The organism is Bradyrhizobium sp. USDA 4506 (genome assembly GCF_054058795.1).
The window spans coordinates 5,438,120-5,451,534 of record NZ_JBSSBM010000002.1 but is presented as its reverse complement, the minus strand read 5'-3'; the positions used below and the strand labels follow the sequence as shown (position 1 = coordinate 5,451,534).

14 protein-coding genes are annotated in these 13,415 nt (G+C 65.4%); 9 read left to right on the top strand and 5 right to left on the bottom strand.

From position 1 onward, the window contains the following. The first annotated feature begins 127 nt into the window (after nt 1–127). A complete protein-coding gene (locus ACVIHF_RS27980; protein WP_225158832.1) occupies nt 128–478 on the top strand; it encodes a hypothetical protein in 351 nt (116 codons plus the stop codon). 22 nt (nt 479–500) lie between these two features. On the opposite strand, the gene ACVIHF_RS27975 is transcribed toward ACVIHF_RS27980, so the two are convergent. Further along, nucleotides 501–1,397 carry a LysR family transcriptional regulator gene (locus tag ACVIHF_RS27975; protein ID WP_253607054.1) on the bottom strand — a complete coding sequence of 299 codons (897 nt, stop codon included), beginning with the start codon at nt 1,395–1,397 and terminating at the stop codon, nt 501–503. Nucleotides 1,398–1,509: 112 nt separating this feature from the next. Between ACVIHF_RS27975 and ACVIHF_RS27970 the strand changes: the two genes are divergently transcribed. Further along, nucleotides 1,510–2,388 (top strand): NmrA/HSCARG family protein, encoded by an 879-nt coding sequence (locus tag ACVIHF_RS27970; protein WP_253607055.1) that lies wholly within the window; start codon nt 1,510–1,512, stop codon nt 2,386–2,388. A gap of 222 nt (nt 2,389–2,610) precedes the next feature. On the opposite strand, the gene ACVIHF_RS27965 is transcribed toward ACVIHF_RS27970, so the two are convergent. The 3 genes from ACVIHF_RS27965 to ACVIHF_RS27955 form a co-directional block, all read right to left on the bottom strand. Continuing rightward, complete coding sequence (locus ACVIHF_RS27965; protein WP_253607056.1) at nt 2,611–3,321, bottom strand: type 1 glutamine amidotransferase; 711 nt, start codon at nt 3,319–3,321, stop codon at nt 2,611–2,613. 86 nt (nt 3,322–3,407) lie between these two features. Then, on the bottom strand, nt 3,408–4,346 hold the full coding sequence (locus ACVIHF_RS27960) for a hypothetical protein (protein WP_253609890.1): 939 nt from the start codon (nt 4,344–4,346) through the stop codon (nt 3,408–3,410). 195 nt (nt 4,347–4,541) lie between these two features. Then, nucleotides 4,542–5,030, bottom strand: a complete 489-nt coding sequence (locus tag ACVIHF_RS27955) for an Lrp/AsnC family transcriptional regulator (protein ID WP_253607057.1) — start codon at nt 5,028–5,030, stop codon at nt 4,542–4,544. Between the two features lie 126 nt (nt 5,031–5,156). Here ACVIHF_RS27955 and ald point away from each other — a divergent pair, with 126 nt between their 5' ends. Continuing rightward, nucleotides 5,157–6,272 carry an alanine dehydrogenase gene (gene ald / locus ACVIHF_RS27950; protein ID WP_253607058.1) on the top strand — a complete coding sequence of 372 codons (1,116 nt, stop codon included), beginning with the start codon at nt 5,157–5,159 and terminating at the stop codon, nt 6,270–6,272. Between the two features lie 246 nt (nt 6,273–6,518). Here ald and ACVIHF_RS27945 read toward each other — a convergent pair whose 3' ends face one another. Further along, on the bottom strand, nt 6,519–7,307 hold the full coding sequence (locus ACVIHF_RS27945) for an IclR family transcriptional regulator (protein WP_253607059.1): 789 nt from the start codon (nt 7,305–7,307) through the stop codon (nt 6,519–6,521). 145 nt (nt 7,308–7,452) lie between these two features. Here ACVIHF_RS27945 and leuC point away from each other — a divergent pair, with 145 nt between their 5' ends. Genes leuC through ACVIHF_RS27915 form a run of 6 tightly spaced genes read left to right on the top strand, consistent with a single transcriptional unit; the run spans nt 7,453 to nt 13,400 of the window. Continuing rightward, nucleotides 7,453–8,856, top strand: coding sequence for a 3-isopropylmalate dehydratase large subunit (gene leuC, locus ACVIHF_RS27940; protein ID WP_456792891.1), 1,404 nt, complete (start codon nt 7,453–7,455; stop codon nt 8,854–8,856). A 3-nt stretch (nt 8,857–8,859) separates the two neighbouring features. Next, nucleotides 8,860–9,510: a 3-isopropylmalate dehydratase small subunit gene (gene leuD, locus ACVIHF_RS27935; protein ID WP_057016901.1), complete on the top strand. Its 651-nt coding sequence runs from the start codon at nt 8,860–8,862 to the stop codon at nt 9,508–9,510. After that, a complete protein-coding gene (leuB, locus tag ACVIHF_RS27930) occupies nt 9,507–10,640 on the top strand; it encodes a 3-isopropylmalate dehydrogenase (protein WP_253609891.1) in 1,134 nt (377 codons plus the stop codon). Before leuD ends, leuB begins: the two co-directional genes overlap by 4 nt. Beyond that, nucleotides 10,640–11,701, top strand: coding sequence for an ABC transporter substrate-binding protein (locus ACVIHF_RS27925; protein WP_141340739.1), 1,062 nt, complete (start codon nt 10,640–10,642; stop codon nt 11,699–11,701). Before leuB ends, ACVIHF_RS27925 begins: the two co-directional genes overlap by 1 nt. Then, complete coding sequence (locus tag ACVIHF_RS27920; protein WP_253607061.1) at nt 11,698–12,531, top strand: ABC transporter ATP-binding protein; 834 nt, start codon at nt 11,698–11,700, stop codon at nt 12,529–12,531. Before ACVIHF_RS27925 ends, ACVIHF_RS27920 begins: the two co-directional genes overlap by 4 nt. After that, nucleotides 12,528–13,400 (top strand): ABC transporter permease, encoded by an 873-nt coding sequence (locus ACVIHF_RS27915; protein WP_057016904.1) that lies wholly within the window; start codon nt 12,528–12,530, stop codon nt 13,398–13,400. The genes ACVIHF_RS27920 and ACVIHF_RS27915 overlap by 4 nt, the downstream gene beginning before the upstream one ends. The last annotated feature ends 15 nt before the right edge of the window (nt 13,401–13,415 follow it).

Here is a 13,415-nt window from a genome sequence, read left to right as displayed (position 1 = left end):
CTTGCATCGTTCAATGTCAGGTGCTGGGGCGCGGATGTGTCGTGTTCTCGCCTGCGGCGGCAGCGTCGCAGACGAGCAGTCTGTGACGCGCGCCCGCAGCTGGATCGACACTTACGGAGACGACGACATGCACGCCATCACGCGTGCGGCACTGCTGCTCGGGACGATGTGGCTGACATCGCCGACCCTGGCGCGAGACGACGGCCGCTACGCCAATTCACCGCTGAAGCCTTGGTTCGAAAGCCTGCGCAGCGGCTATGGACAATGCTGCTCGGATGCCGACGGCTATGTGGTCGCCGATCCCGACTGGGAGTCGGATCACGGCCACTATCGCGTGCTCATCGACAATGAATGGGTTGTCGTGCCGAACGAGGCGGTGATCACCGAGCCGAACAAGGTCGGGCGCACCATGGTGTGGAAGCACTATATCGACGGCCACCCGCGCGTGCGCTGCTTCATGCCGGGCAGCATGACCTGAGGCGCATCGTCCGGGCTGCAACTCAGGCCGGCGGGACGAACACCCGGTTCGGGAATGCCTGCTCGACGACGTCGAGAAACGCGCGAACCTTTGCGCCGACCAGCCGTCGCGAGCTCTGCAGTGCCCAGATCTCGACCGGAGGTCTGGCATCTGTTCCCCAATAGGCAAGCCGACCCGCGGCAATGTCGTCATCGACCAGCAGCTTCGGCAGCAGGGCCGCGCCCGCGCCTGCGAGCACCGCATCGCGCATCATCAGCATCGATGAGAGACGCAGCATTGGCCGCGGCCTGAGCATCATCTCTTCGCGTTCATTCCGGATGCGCCAGACCATATCGGGCGGCGTCGGCGACATCAGAACGGCATCGACGGTGACGCCATCGGGATCGCGCGCGGCGGTCATCGGTCGTTGCTGATCGGGATGCGCCACGACCAGCAGCTCGTCGCTGAGGAAGCGGCGGCCGACCAGACGTTCATCCGGTGACGGGTTGATACGGATGACGAGGTCATAGCCGTCTTCCACCGGATCGACCAGGCGATCCTCGGCGACGATCTCGAGCTGGACGTCGGGATAGGCGCGCGCAAAGCGCGCACCGATCCGGCCGAACGCGACATGGGCGAGCAAGACCGGCGCGCTGACCCGCAAGCGGCCGCGCGGTGTCGATGCGCCGAGCACCACGGCTTCGCCGGCCTCGGCGATGTCGGACAATGGACCGCTGGTGCGCTCGTGCAGCGCGCGGCCCTCATCGGTCAATCGCAGGCTCTGCGAACCCCGCTCGATCAAGCGGACGCCGAGACTCTGTTCCAGTTCGGCGACGCGGCGGGACAGCGTGGCCTTGGCCCGTCCGGAAGCGCGGCTGGCGCGGCCGAGCCCGCCATGAGCGGCCACCAGATTGAAATCGGCGAGTGCCTGAAGGTCCAACTGTTCCATATTCGAAACGATGTGTTCAGATAATGCCATCTCCAAAGGAAAATTGGAACAGATAGCTTCTCCGCAACGGCAGACGGTCTGCCCCAAAAGAGGAGTATGCGACATGACCATTCTGGTGACAGGCAGCACGGGCACCATCGGCACCCAGGTTCTCAATCATCTCGCCGGTCAGGGCGTCGAGGTTCGGGCCCTGACGCGTTCGCCCGGCAAGGCGCAATTTCCGCAGCACGTGACGGCGGTTCGCGGCGATCTTGCCGACGTGGATTCGGTCCGCGCGGCGCTCATTGGCGTCAGCACGCTGTTCCTGCTGGTGCCGAATGCCGCCGACGAACTGACGCAGGCGATGCTGACGCTGACCGCCGCGCGCGAGGCCGGCGTCAAGGGCATCGTCTATCTCTCGGTGTTCAAGGGCGAGGCCTATGCGGACGTGCCGCATTTCGCCGGCAAGCACACGGTCGAGCGGATGATCGAGGCGCTCGATCTTCCCGCGACCATCCTGCGTCCGTCCTATTTCATCCAGAACGATCTTCGGCTGAAGGAGCCGCTGCTGAACTTCGGCGCCTACGGCATGCCGATCGGCGCGAAGGGCATCTCGATGGTCGACATCCGCGATATCGGCGAGGCGGCCGCGATCGAGTTGCTGCGCCGCGAGCGCGCGTCCGCACCGCTGGGCCGCGAGACCTACGCGCTGGTCGGCCCCGACGTCGTGACCGGCGAGGGCGCGGCTGCGATCTGGCGCGATGAGCTTGGCCGCGCGGTCAGCTATGGCGGGGACGATCTCGCGGCGATGGAGCAGCGTTTCAAGGCAGCGATGCCGGCATGGCTCGCGCTCGACATGCGCCTCATGTTCGGCCGGTACCAGAGCGACGGCGCGGTCGCGACGGCCGATGAGCTGGCACGCCTGACGAAGCTGCTCGGCCGCGCGCCGCGGGCCTATCGCGATTTCGCCCGCGACGCCGCCGCGCAGTGGCACAAGGGCTAGCTGCGAATGAAGGCTTTACAGCGAAGCAAGCGCTTCCTTCACCTCTCCCCTGCGTGCGGGGAGAGGTCGCATCGCATCGAAGATGCGATGCGGGTGAGGGGGAGCCTCCGCGAATTTTTCTGGCTCCGTTGACGTGGTGACAGCCCCTCACCCCAACCCTCTCCCCGTAAGAACGGGGCGAGGGAGCGCAGTTCCGTTGCGGCCGCCAAGCGAACACGATGTCTAGTTGCTACGGCGCACGAGGAAGCGCGTGATCACGCCGCCAAGCGTGGCGTGGTCGAGCGGTTCGGTGAGCGAAGTCTTGGCGGCTTCGATCAGGGCATCCGGCGCGAGGCCGCGGCGCAGGTCGCAAAGCGCGCCGGCATAGTCGGCGGTGAATTCCGGATGCGGCTGCACCGACAGCGTCGTGCCGTTGGCGTAGAGCAGGGCGGCGTGCGGCGTGAACGCGGACGACAGGATGGTGCGTGCGGAGGCGGGCGCGTCGACCACCTGGTCCTGATGCGAGCAGGCGACGGCGATCGTCTCGCCGTCGATCAGTCCGTTGTCCGGCGCGATCCGATAGACATGGCGTCCGATGCCCCAGCCTTTCTCGGATTTGCGCACCGTGCCGCCGAGCGCCTGCGCGATCAGCTGATGGCCGAAGCAGACGCCGACAGTCGGAATGCGCTTGTCATGGGCCGTGCGCACGAAGGCTTCGAGCGGCGCGATCCACGCGACGTCGTCGTAGACGCCGGCGGCCGATCCCGTGATCAGGATCGCATCCAATGCGACCGGATCCGGCAGCGTCTCGCCATTGGCGAGGCTGACGACGTCGCAGCCAACAGATGGATCGGCGGTCGCCACCATCCGCTGAAACATCTGCGGATAGCTGCCGTGGCGCTCGCGGGCTTGCGGGTTGACGAGCCCGGTTTCGATGATGGTGATGCGGGGCATGGAACGCGCTGACGGATGAGCGGGGACGCCTCAGCCTTTACTCCGAAAGCGCCAATGGCGACAAGCTGCGCGTGGGCGGTTGCCGATCAATTCCGCGACGGTACCGCCGCGTCGATCGTGGCGGTGTGCTGCGCTGTCGGCGCCGGCGTCGTTGCGACGATCACGGGCTCGGTGCGGTAGCGCGGCAGCTGATCCTCGAGCGAGTAGCCGACGCAGAGCGCGAGGCTCGACCAGACCGCCATGCTGAAATACAGCGACATCCAGGCGATCTCCTCGCGCCATTCCGCGATGTCATGGGTCACGACCCAGCGCCGGCTGACGTCGCGCAGGCCTTCCAGCGGATGCAGCAGCGTGCCGCCGGCGGCGAGGTTGGCGCGCCAGCGATTCAGATACATCGGGACGTCGACGGTCATCAGGAAGGCGAGGAAGCCGGCGATGCCGACGATCGCGACGATGAAGGCCCAGCGCACCGGGCCATGAAACTCCGGCAGCAGCCGGCACAGAGCAATCCCGACCAGGAAGAACACCACCGCCCAGATCGAGTTCTCGATCGCGTTGCAGAGATAATGGGTGGTCAGCACCGCATACCAGGAGAAGCATTCCGCGATCACGATCAGCGGCACGATGATCCAGGCGATGTTCACGGTGGTCTCGGCGCCGGTCATGGTGCCGAGCTGATGCAGGATGATCGCCCATTGCGCGGCGAAGCAGACCTCGGCGACGGTGGCGACGGTGCGGCCGACCACGACGCTCGACAGCCAGGTGTCGAACAGGCAGATGCGCTGCACGTCGGCGCGCGGCAGGACCGAGCGGAAAGCACAGCCGAACACATAGGCCGCGCACAGCAGCATCATCAGGCCGATGCCCGAGGTGTTGCTGAAGCTGCCATTGGCCTGTTCATTGAACTGGCGGTAGAGCGCGAACCAGACCGCGATGTTGGCGGCGCTGACGAGGCTCAAGAAGCCCCACCACCGGACCACTGGATTTGACCAAGCCAGCGAAACCGGCCGTGCCCGCCACTCCATGCTCATTCACCGCTCCGCGTGTAACCGAATTGATATTGAACTGTAGCAATTCTGTCATAGAAGGCGGCGAATCACGAACTAAAAAAATTGCGTGTGGGAGCGAGCCGGGCAGATCCGATTGTGACAGTGCCCGATTGTGACAGTGTCCGATTGTGACAGTGCGCGATTGTGACAGTGCGTGGTGGTGCGTGACCGTCAGCCGCGCAGCGCGGTCTCGGGAATGGTGCGGCGGACCACTTCGCGCATCGCGAAGCTGGAATGGATGCGGGCGACGCCCGGCATCCGCGACAGATGCTGCTTGTGGATGCGCTCGAAGTCGGCGATGTCGCGGGCGATCACCTGCAGATGATAATCGTCGCTGCCCGACATCAGATGGCAGGACACGACGTCGGGACAGCGTGCGATCGCCGCCTCGAAGGCTGCGAGATAATCCTCGCTCTGCTTCTCCAGCGTGATGGTGACGACGACGGTCGTCACGAGTCCAAGCGTTGATGGTTCGAGGTCGACGCGATAGCCGCGGATCACGCCGATCTCCTCGAGATGGCGGATGCGTCGCGCGCAGGCGGTCGGCGACAACCCGACCTTCTCGGCAAGCTCGATCTGGCTGGCGCGGGCATCAGCGACCAGCTCGGCGAGGATTTTGAGGTCGATACGATCGAGACCGTCCACGCAGATTTCCTTCAAGGGCTGAGCTGGAAGCGAAGGATATGGGCGTAATCGGCTGTGAGCAAGCCGGAAATCGCTGAGAAACGCCATGTGACGGGGCATAGCCTTGATGGCGGCGGAAACGAATCCTTCAAGGAGCGGACCATGCGCATCGGCGTGCCCAAGGAAATCAAGGTCGAGGAATATCGGGTCGGGCTGACGCCTGCCTCGGTGCGGGAATATGTGGCGCACGGCCACGAGGTCGTGGTCCAGCGCGGCGCCGGTGACGGCATCGGTGCCGGCGACGACGTCTACACCCTGGCCGGCGCGCGCATCGCCGACACCGCCGAAGAAGTGTTTTCCGTCGCCGAGATGATCGTGAAAGTGAAGGAGCCGCAGCCGACCGAATGGATCAGGCTGCGCGAGGGACAGATCCTCTTCACCTATCTGCATCTCGCGCCCGACGTGCCGCAGACCTCGGGTCTGATCGCCTCCGGCTGCACGGCGGTGGCCTATGAGACGGTGACCGACGCACATGGCGGACTGCCGCTGCTCGCGCCGATGAGCGAAGTCGCCGGGCGGCTCGCGATCGAGGCCGCGGGCGTCGCGCTGCGCAAATCCGCCGACGGCATGGGCAAGCTGCTCGGTGGCGTGCCCGGCGTTCCGCCGGCGCGGGTTGCGATCATCGGCGGCGGCGTGGTCGGCACCCATGCGGCGCGGATGGCGGCAGGCCTTGGCAGCGAAGTCACCATTCTCGACCGCTCATTGCCGCGGCTGCGCGCGCTCGACGACCTCTTCCTCGGCCGCGTCCGCACCCGTTACGCCACGCTGGAAGCGATCGAGCAGGAGGTCTTCGCGGCTGATGTTGTGATCGGCGCGGTGCTGGTGCCGGGCGCCAGCGCGCCAAAGCTGGTGTCGCGCGCGCAGCTTGCAGGCATGAAACGCCGCGCGGTGCTGGTCGACGTCGCGATCGACCAGGGCGGCTGCTTCGAGACCTCGAAGCCGACCACGCATCAGGCGCCGACTTACCTCGTTGACGACATCGTGCATTATTGCGTCGCCAATATGCCGGGCGCGGTGCCGGTCACCTCGAGCCACGCGCTCAATCATGCCACCTTGCCGTTCGGGCTGGCGCTGGCATCGAAGGGGCTGCGCGCGCTGGTCGAGGATCCGCATCTGCGCGCCGGCCTCAACGTGCATCGCGGCCGCATCACCAACCGCGCCGTGGCCGAAAGCCAGCATCTGTCGGCCGTGATGCCGGAAGAAGCGCTGGCGTCGTAGGAAATTCGAAAGATCTAACTGCAGCGCGGGTCCCAACCTCCCCTTCAAAAGGGGAGGTTGCTTTGCTCGCCAGAGCAAAGCGGGTGGGGATCAACTCTCTCCACATAGAGCGTCGCCTGCGGCTGACCCCCATCCCGACCTTCCCCCTTTCAGGGGGAAGGAGAAGACAGATATTTAGTCCGAATGCTTCGCTTCATCCGGGCTACGGCTCCGTCATCCGCACGACGCGTTATGCGTCCCAAGAGGTCATTTCTCAACGAATCTTGGCCCGGCTTCATCTGTCAATTCTTTCAGCCGGCTCTGCATGACATCAATGATGTGCGCGCGCTTTGCCGCGATACGTTCGATGGGGCCGCCGATGCCGATAGCCAGCGGAGCGCGTCGCTTTGGCAGAGGAACGAGCATGCCTATTGTGTTTGCGCCCGGCGTCGTGCGGCCGCCTGACTCGGAATAGCCGCGGCGGCGAATGCGCTCGACCTCCTCGAGAAAGGCGGATTCGCGAACGCGCGCCGATTGACTCGGCTCCTCGGCGTTGTTGCGCCGGATAATGCCGCGAATTTTGGTGTTCGGCATTTGGCTCAGCAGCACATGTCCGAGCGCGGTCCGCACCATCGGTCGTATTTGACCGGCTTGTGCCGTGTACTGAAGCTGAGAGCCGCCAGGGACCACGTGCAGATATTGCATCCCGGCCGCGCCGGCCTGTTGTCCGAGCATGACGGTTTCGCCGCCCGTCGCGGTCCAGAGTTCCTCCATCAGATCGGTGAGCTTGGTATCACGGAACGGGGAACGACGGATCCAGTCACCGAGCAGATTGACCCGGTAACTGGGGATGAAGAGCCGGGTCTTTCGCTCGTATTCCAGGTAGTTCAATTCGACGAGACATCGAAGCAACATTGACGTGCTCGATTGCGGCATCTCCAACGCGGACGATATTTCGGTCACGGAAGCAGCCCGCTTTGTTTTCCGAAAGAACTCCAGAACTGCAAACGTCCGCATGGCCGATTTGACGATGGCCGTCTTATTCGGATTCGGCATGGCTGGCTCCTCGGTGGGTCAAGTACCGCACCTCCATCACATATGTGATGTTAGGGCAAAACTGCTTCACTTGACGACAACTTTGGCCCAGATTGGCGCCAATAAGATCAAGCCGCATGGAAACGCAGAGAGCAGGGGAAGGCGGATGCCCGGCCGAAGTTTGCTCGAGAAGATCTGGGGCCAGCATGTCATTGCTCGCCTCAGCGAAGACACAGACCTCCTTCATATCGACCGCCATCTGCTGCACGATCTCGGTGGCTCGCGCGGCCTGCTCGATCTGAAGAGCCGGAGCCTCAAGGTCCACAATCCCGAACTGACCTTTGCAACGCCGGATCACGCGCTGTCGACGGCGCCGGGCCGCGCCGGAACCAGCAAGATCGGACTGGAATTGCTGGCTGCGCTGCGGGTCGAGACCTCGGCGAGCGGCATCACGCTGTTCGACGTCGATCAGCCCGGCCAGGGCATCGTCCACGTCATCGGTCCGGAGCTCGGCCTGAGCCTGCCAGGCGCGACCATCGTCTGCGGCGACAGCCACACCTGCACCCATGGCGGCTTGGGGGCGCTCGCCTTCGGCATCGGATCGAGCGAGCTCACCCATGTGCTGGCGACGCAGGCGCTGATCCAGCGCCGCCCGAAGACGATGCGCGCGCGCTTCGAGGGCAAGCTGCCGCTCGGCGTCACCGCCAAGGACATGATCCTGGCGCTGATCGGCCATATCGGCGCCGCCGGCGGCACCGGCTATGCGGTCGAATATGCCGGCAGTGCGATCCGCGCGCTGCCGATCGAGGGCCGGCTCACGATCTGCAACCTCTCGATCGAGCTCGGCGCCAAGATGGGCATGGTCGCGCCGGACGAAAAGACGTTCGAATTCCTCCGCGGCCGTCCCTATGCGCCGCAAGGCGAGATGTGGGATCTCGCGGTGAAAGCGTGGCGCGAATTGCCGAGCGATCCCGACGCGGTGTTCGACCGCGAGGTCGTGATCGATGTCGAGAAGATCATCCCGCAGGTGACCTGGGGCATCAGCCCCGAGCACGTCGTCGGCGTCGACGGCGTGATTCCCGACCCGAAGGCGGTCGACGATCCCTTGCGGCGCGCCGCGATCGAGACTGCGCTCGAGTATATGGGCCTGCAAGGCGGGGCGCCGATCGCGGGCACGCCGGTCGATTGGGTGTTCATCGGCTCCTGCACCAACAGCCGGCTCAGCGATCTGCGCGCCGCGGCCGAGGTTGCGCGCGGCCGCAAGGTCGCGGCCGGGGTCCGCGCCTGGGTGGTACCAGGCTCGGAGAACGTCAAGCGCGAGGCGGTCGCCGAAGGGCTCGACAAGATCTTCATCGACGCCGGCTTCGAGTGGCGCGAGCCGGGCTGCTCGATGTGCCTTGCCGCCAATGGCGAGGTGGTGGCGCCCGGGCAGCGCTCGGTCTCGACCTCGAACCGCAATTTCGTCGGCCGGCAGGGGCCGCGCGCGCTGACGCATCTGGCGAGCCCCGCGAGTGCCGCAGCATCCGCCATTGCCGGTGCGATCGCCGATGTCAGGATGATGGGACGCTAGAGTATGCCAAAACCGTTCGACAAGCTCACCGCAACCGCCGCGCCGATCATGCGCGGCAATATCGATACCGACGTCATCATCCGCATCGAGCGGCTGGTGGGCAATTCGATCCGCGGCACGCTCGGTAAATGGGCGTTCGGCTCGCTGCGCTATCTGCCCGACGGCTCGGAGAATCCGGAGTTCATCCTGAACCGCGAGCCGTACCGCGAGGCGGAGATTCTGGTGACCGGGCCGAATTTCGGCTGCGGCTCCTCGCGCGAGGGCGCGGTGTGGTCGCTGCAGGAGCGCGGCATCCGCGCCATCATCGGCTCCGGCTTCGGCGACATCTTCTTCGCCAACTGCTTCCAGAACGGAATCCTGCCCGTCATCGTCGACAAGGCGGTGGTCGATCAGCTTGCCGCCGACATCGAGGCGACGCAGGGCGCGGGCAAGGTCTCGATCGACCTCGAGGCCCAGACCGTCGTCTCGCCGTCGGGCGCGCGGCATTCGTTCGAGATCGATCCGCGGCGGCGCGAGGGGCTGCTGAAGGGGCTCGACGAGGTGGCGCTGACGCTGCAGCGCGACGACGAAATCCACGCCTTCCAGGCCTCCGACCGCGCGGCGCGGCCATGGATTCATTCGACAACGACACCCGCTTCAAGGACACCGGCATGAGCACGCAATCCAACATGGTCAAGGTCGCCGTCGTCGGCGGCGAGGGCATCGGCCCCGAGGTCACCGCGCAGTCGCGTCGCGTGCTCGACTGGTTCGCGGCGAAGCGTAACGTGCCGATGACGCTGCGCGAGGCGCAATACGGCTTGATCCCGTATCTGGCGACCGGCAAGGTGCTGCCCGAGGACACCGCCGAGGCGATGGACGAGGCCGATGCGATCCTGTGGGGCGCGACCGGCGGGCCGGAGACCACCGAAGTGCCCGCGGCCGCGCGCAAGGCCGGCAGTCTGCTGGGGCTGCGCAGCAAATACGATCTCTACGCCAATCTGCGGCCGATCGTGGCGAGCCCGGCACTGTCGGCCTCCGCGCCGCTCAAGGCCGAGGTGCTCGACGGCGTCGATTTCGTCATCATCCGCGAATTGACCAGCGGCATCTATTTCGGCGAGCCGCGCGGCATCGAGACGCTGCCCGACGGCCAGCGCCGCGGCTTCAACACCGAGCAATACACCACGAACCAGATCCGCCGCGTGGCGCGCTCGGCCTTCGAACTGGCGCGGACCCGGCGTAACAAGGTCTGCTCGGTCGACAAGGCCAATGTGCTGGAGACCAGTGTGGTCTGGCGGGAGGAGGTGATCAAGCTGCACAAGGAGGAGTTCTCCGACGTCGAGCTGACCCATCTCTATGTCGACAACGCCGCGATGCAGATCGTGCGCGAACCGCGGCAGTTCGACGTGATGGTGACCGGCAACATCTTCGGCGACATCCTGTCGGACTGCGCGGCGATGGCTTCGGGCTCGCTCGGCATGCTGCCGTCGGCCTCGCTCGGCCCGGTCGATCGCTTCGGCCGGCGCAAGGCGCTCTATGAGCCGGTGCATGGCAGCGCGCCCGATATCGCGGGCAAGGGCATCGCCAATCCGCTCGGTTCGATCCTGAGTGTCGCGATGCTGCTGCGCCTGACGCTAAACCGGCCCGAGGACGCCGACCTGCTCGAGAAGGCGGTGCAGACCGCGCTGGCCTCCGGCGCCCGCACGGCCGATATCGCCGAGGCCGGGGCGAAAAAGCTGTCGACCGTCCAGATGGGCGATGCGGTGCTCGGCGCACTCGACAGGATCTCGGCCAAGGAGCACGCGTGATGGCGCGCCTCACCATGCCCCACATTTCAAGGCGATCGGCGCTGACGGTCATCGCCGCCGGCGGCGCCGCGCTGGCGACCGGGCGTGCGTGGGCGCAGGCGGCCGCGGGCCGCGCGATCTATCCGGTCGCGGTGCCAGTCTATCAGACGCAGTTCGTCGCCGACCGTATAGGCTACTTCAAGGAGGCCGGGCTCGACTGCAAGCTGGTGCAGGGCGGCAGCGGCGTGAAGACCCGCGAGATCATCGCCTCGTCGCAGGGCGATATCGGCATCGGCGACGTCACCCATCCGATGCAGCTGACCAATCACGGCCGCGCCGCGCGCGTGCTGTTGCCGGTCGACACGCGATCGAACTCGGTGATGTTCATTATCCGCAAGGATCTGAAGGACCAGGGCATCAACTCGCTGGAGGCGTTCACGCAATGGAAGCGGCCCGACGGCCGCAAGCCGATCGTCTCGGTCTCCTCGCTCGGCGGCACCAACCATGTCTGGTCGTCCTATTACATGGAAACCATGGGGCTTGACGACAAGGTGACCTGGATCGGCACCGGCAATGTCGACACCATGCTGGGATCGCTGAAGTCGAAGCAGGTCGATATCCTCGTCAGCTCGCTGTCGCTGTTGAACGAGGCACAGCAGCAGGGCTGGGGCGAATTGCTGTTCGATGGCACCGACGAGGCGATCTGGAACAAGCATATCGGCGGCAAGGTGCCGGTCACGGCGCATTTCACGCTGCAAGCCACCATCGACAAGGACCCGGCCAAGATGCAGGCCTACGTCACCGCGCTGTGGCGGGCCTCGCAGTGGATCAAGACTCACAAGCCGACCGAGGTCTACGACGCCATCGAGCCCTATGTCGGCAGCACCTCGCGCGAGGCCAATCTGCTGGAGATCACGTCGATCCAGAAGGTCGCGGATTATGAGGGCTCGATCGACGCCGCGAGCTTCGCTCGCGGCGAGAAGGTCTGGTTCCGCGAGATGACCGGCATCAAGCCGCTCAAGATCGCCGATGTGGTCAATTCGAACCTGATCGAAGCGGCGCGAAAGGCCTATCCGGGTTGAGCGCGCTCGAGACAAGCGCAACCGTATCGCCGCGCGCCTCGGCCGATCGCCGCGTCGAGGTCAAGGGCCTGAGCAAGTCGTTCCAGCTCGCCAAAACCACGATCGAGGCCGTGCGCGACGTCACCTTCGACGTCCGCCGCGGCGAGTTCGTCGCGCTGCTCGGGCCGTCGGGCTCCGGCAAGAGCACCGTGCTCAACATGATCGCCTCGCTGATCCGCCCGACCGGCGGCGAGATCCTGATCGACGGCAAGCGCGTCGTCGCCGGCAAGGCGACGCCCAATGTCGGCTATGTGTTCCAGCGCGACACACTGTTTCCGTGGCGGACCGTCGGCGACAATATCGGCTACGGGCTGGAGTTATCAGGCGTGCCGGCTCACGAACGGAACGAGCGCATCGCCGAATGCGTCGCGCAGGCCGGCCTGAAGGGATTCGAGAACGCCTATCCGTCGGCGCTGTCGGGCGGCATGCGCCAGCGCGCGGCGCTGATGCGGACGCTGATCGTCGAGCCGCAGATCCTGTTGATGGACGAGCCGTTCGGCGCGCTCGACACCCACACCAAGATCGACATGCACGAGGTGCTGCTTCGGATCTGGGAGCGCGAGCAGCAGACCGTGCTGTTCGTGACCCACGATCTCGGCGAGGCACTGACATTGGCCGACCGCATCATCCTGTTCTCGGCGCGGCCGGGCCGGATCAAGGACATGTTCGAGGTCGATTTCGACCGCCCGCGCGATGCGGTGAAGGTGCGCGAGACCCCGCATTATGCCGAGATGTTCCAGCACATCTGGCATTCGCTGGGCGAGGAATTCGTCAAGGGCCGCAGCACATGAAACGGTACGGCACGCTCGGCACGGTCGGCTGGCAGGTCTTGATCTGCGTTGTCGTGCTGTCAGTCTGGCAATGGGGCTACGACCTCCGCACCAAACTGCCCTGGCTGGTGCCCGACCTGCTCGATCCCTACTTCATCTCGAAGCCGTCGATGATCTTCGATAACTTCCTGATCCAGAGCTGCCTGACCTCGAAGCTCGGCGCCTTCAACAGCTGGTTCAACGGCGACTTCGGAAAGTGCCTGGCGCGCAACGAGAACAACCTCTGGGCCGCGACCGCCATTACCCTGAAGAATACCTTCTTCGGCTTCGTCACCGGCGTGGTCAGCGGCTTCGTCGCCGGACTGATCCTGGGACGATCCGATCGGCTGAGCGCGATCTTTCAGCCCTTCATCACCGCGGTGAATTCGATCCCGCGGATCGCGCTGGCGCCGATCATCGTGCTGGCATTCGGGATCGGCGACATGTCCAAGATCGTGACGTCGTGGATCGTCGTCGTGTTCCTGGTGTTCTTCAACACATTCGAGGGCGCCCGCTCGATCGACGAGGGTTTCACCAACGCGGCGCGGCTGCTCGGTGCCAGCGAGTGGCAGATCACCAGGACGGTGGTGATCCCCTCGACCATGGCCTGGGTGTTCGCCTCGCTGACGCCCGCGATCTCCTTCGCGCTGATCGGCGTGATCGTCGGCGAGTTCATCGGCGCCGAGCGCGGCATCGGTCGCCTCATCATCGAATCGGAGGCGCGCGGCGAGGCCTCGGGCATGATGGTTGCGGTCGTGGTGCTGATGCTGGTCGGCGTGGTGCTGTCGGCGATCATCTGGCGGCTGCAGGCCTATCTGTTGCGCTGGCAGCGGCAGCGCAGCGCCGAGTAGGCCGCGGGCCGTGGC

Excerpts from the sequence above, each read along its gene's own strand:
- ACVIHF_RS27980 (WP_225158832.1), top strand. The coding sequence starts at position 128 with ATGCACGCCATCACGCGTGCGGCACTGCTGCTCGGGACGATGTGGCTG.
- ACVIHF_RS27970 (WP_253607055.1), top strand. The coding sequence starts at position 1,510 with ATGACCATTCTGGTGACAGGCAGCACGGGCACCATCGGCACCCAGGTT.
- ACVIHF_RS27965 (WP_253607056.1), bottom strand. The coding sequence starts at position 3,321 with ATGCCCCGCATCACCATCATCGAAACCGGGCTCGTCAACCCGCAAGCC.
- ACVIHF_RS27960 (WP_253609890.1), bottom strand. The coding sequence starts at position 4,346 with ATGGAGTGGCGGGCACGGCCGGTTTCGCTGGCTTGGTCAAATCCAGTG.
- ald (WP_253607058.1), top strand. The coding sequence starts at position 5,157 with ATGCGCATCGGCGTGCCCAAGGAAATCAAGGTCGAGGAATATCGGGTC.
- ACVIHF_RS27945 (WP_253607059.1), bottom strand. The coding sequence starts at position 7,307 with ATGCCGAATCCGAATAAGACGGCCATCGTCAAATCGGCCATGCGGACG.
- leuC (WP_456792891.1), top strand. The coding sequence starts at position 7,453 with ATGCCCGGCCGAAGTTTGCTCGAGAAGATCTGGGGCCAGCATGTCATT.
- leuD (WP_057016901.1), top strand. The coding sequence starts at position 8,860 with ATGCCAAAACCGTTCGACAAGCTCACCGCAACCGCCGCGCCGATCATG.
- leuB (WP_253609891.1), top strand. The coding sequence starts at position 9,507 with ATGAGCACGCAATCCAACATGGTCAAGGTCGCCGTCGTCGGCGGCGAG.
- ACVIHF_RS27925 (WP_141340739.1), top strand. The coding sequence starts at position 10,640 with ATGGCGCGCCTCACCATGCCCCACATTTCAAGGCGATCGGCGCTGACG.
- ACVIHF_RS27915 (WP_057016904.1), top strand. The coding sequence starts at position 12,528 with ATGAAACGGTACGGCACGCTCGGCACGGTCGGCTGGCAGGTCTTGATC.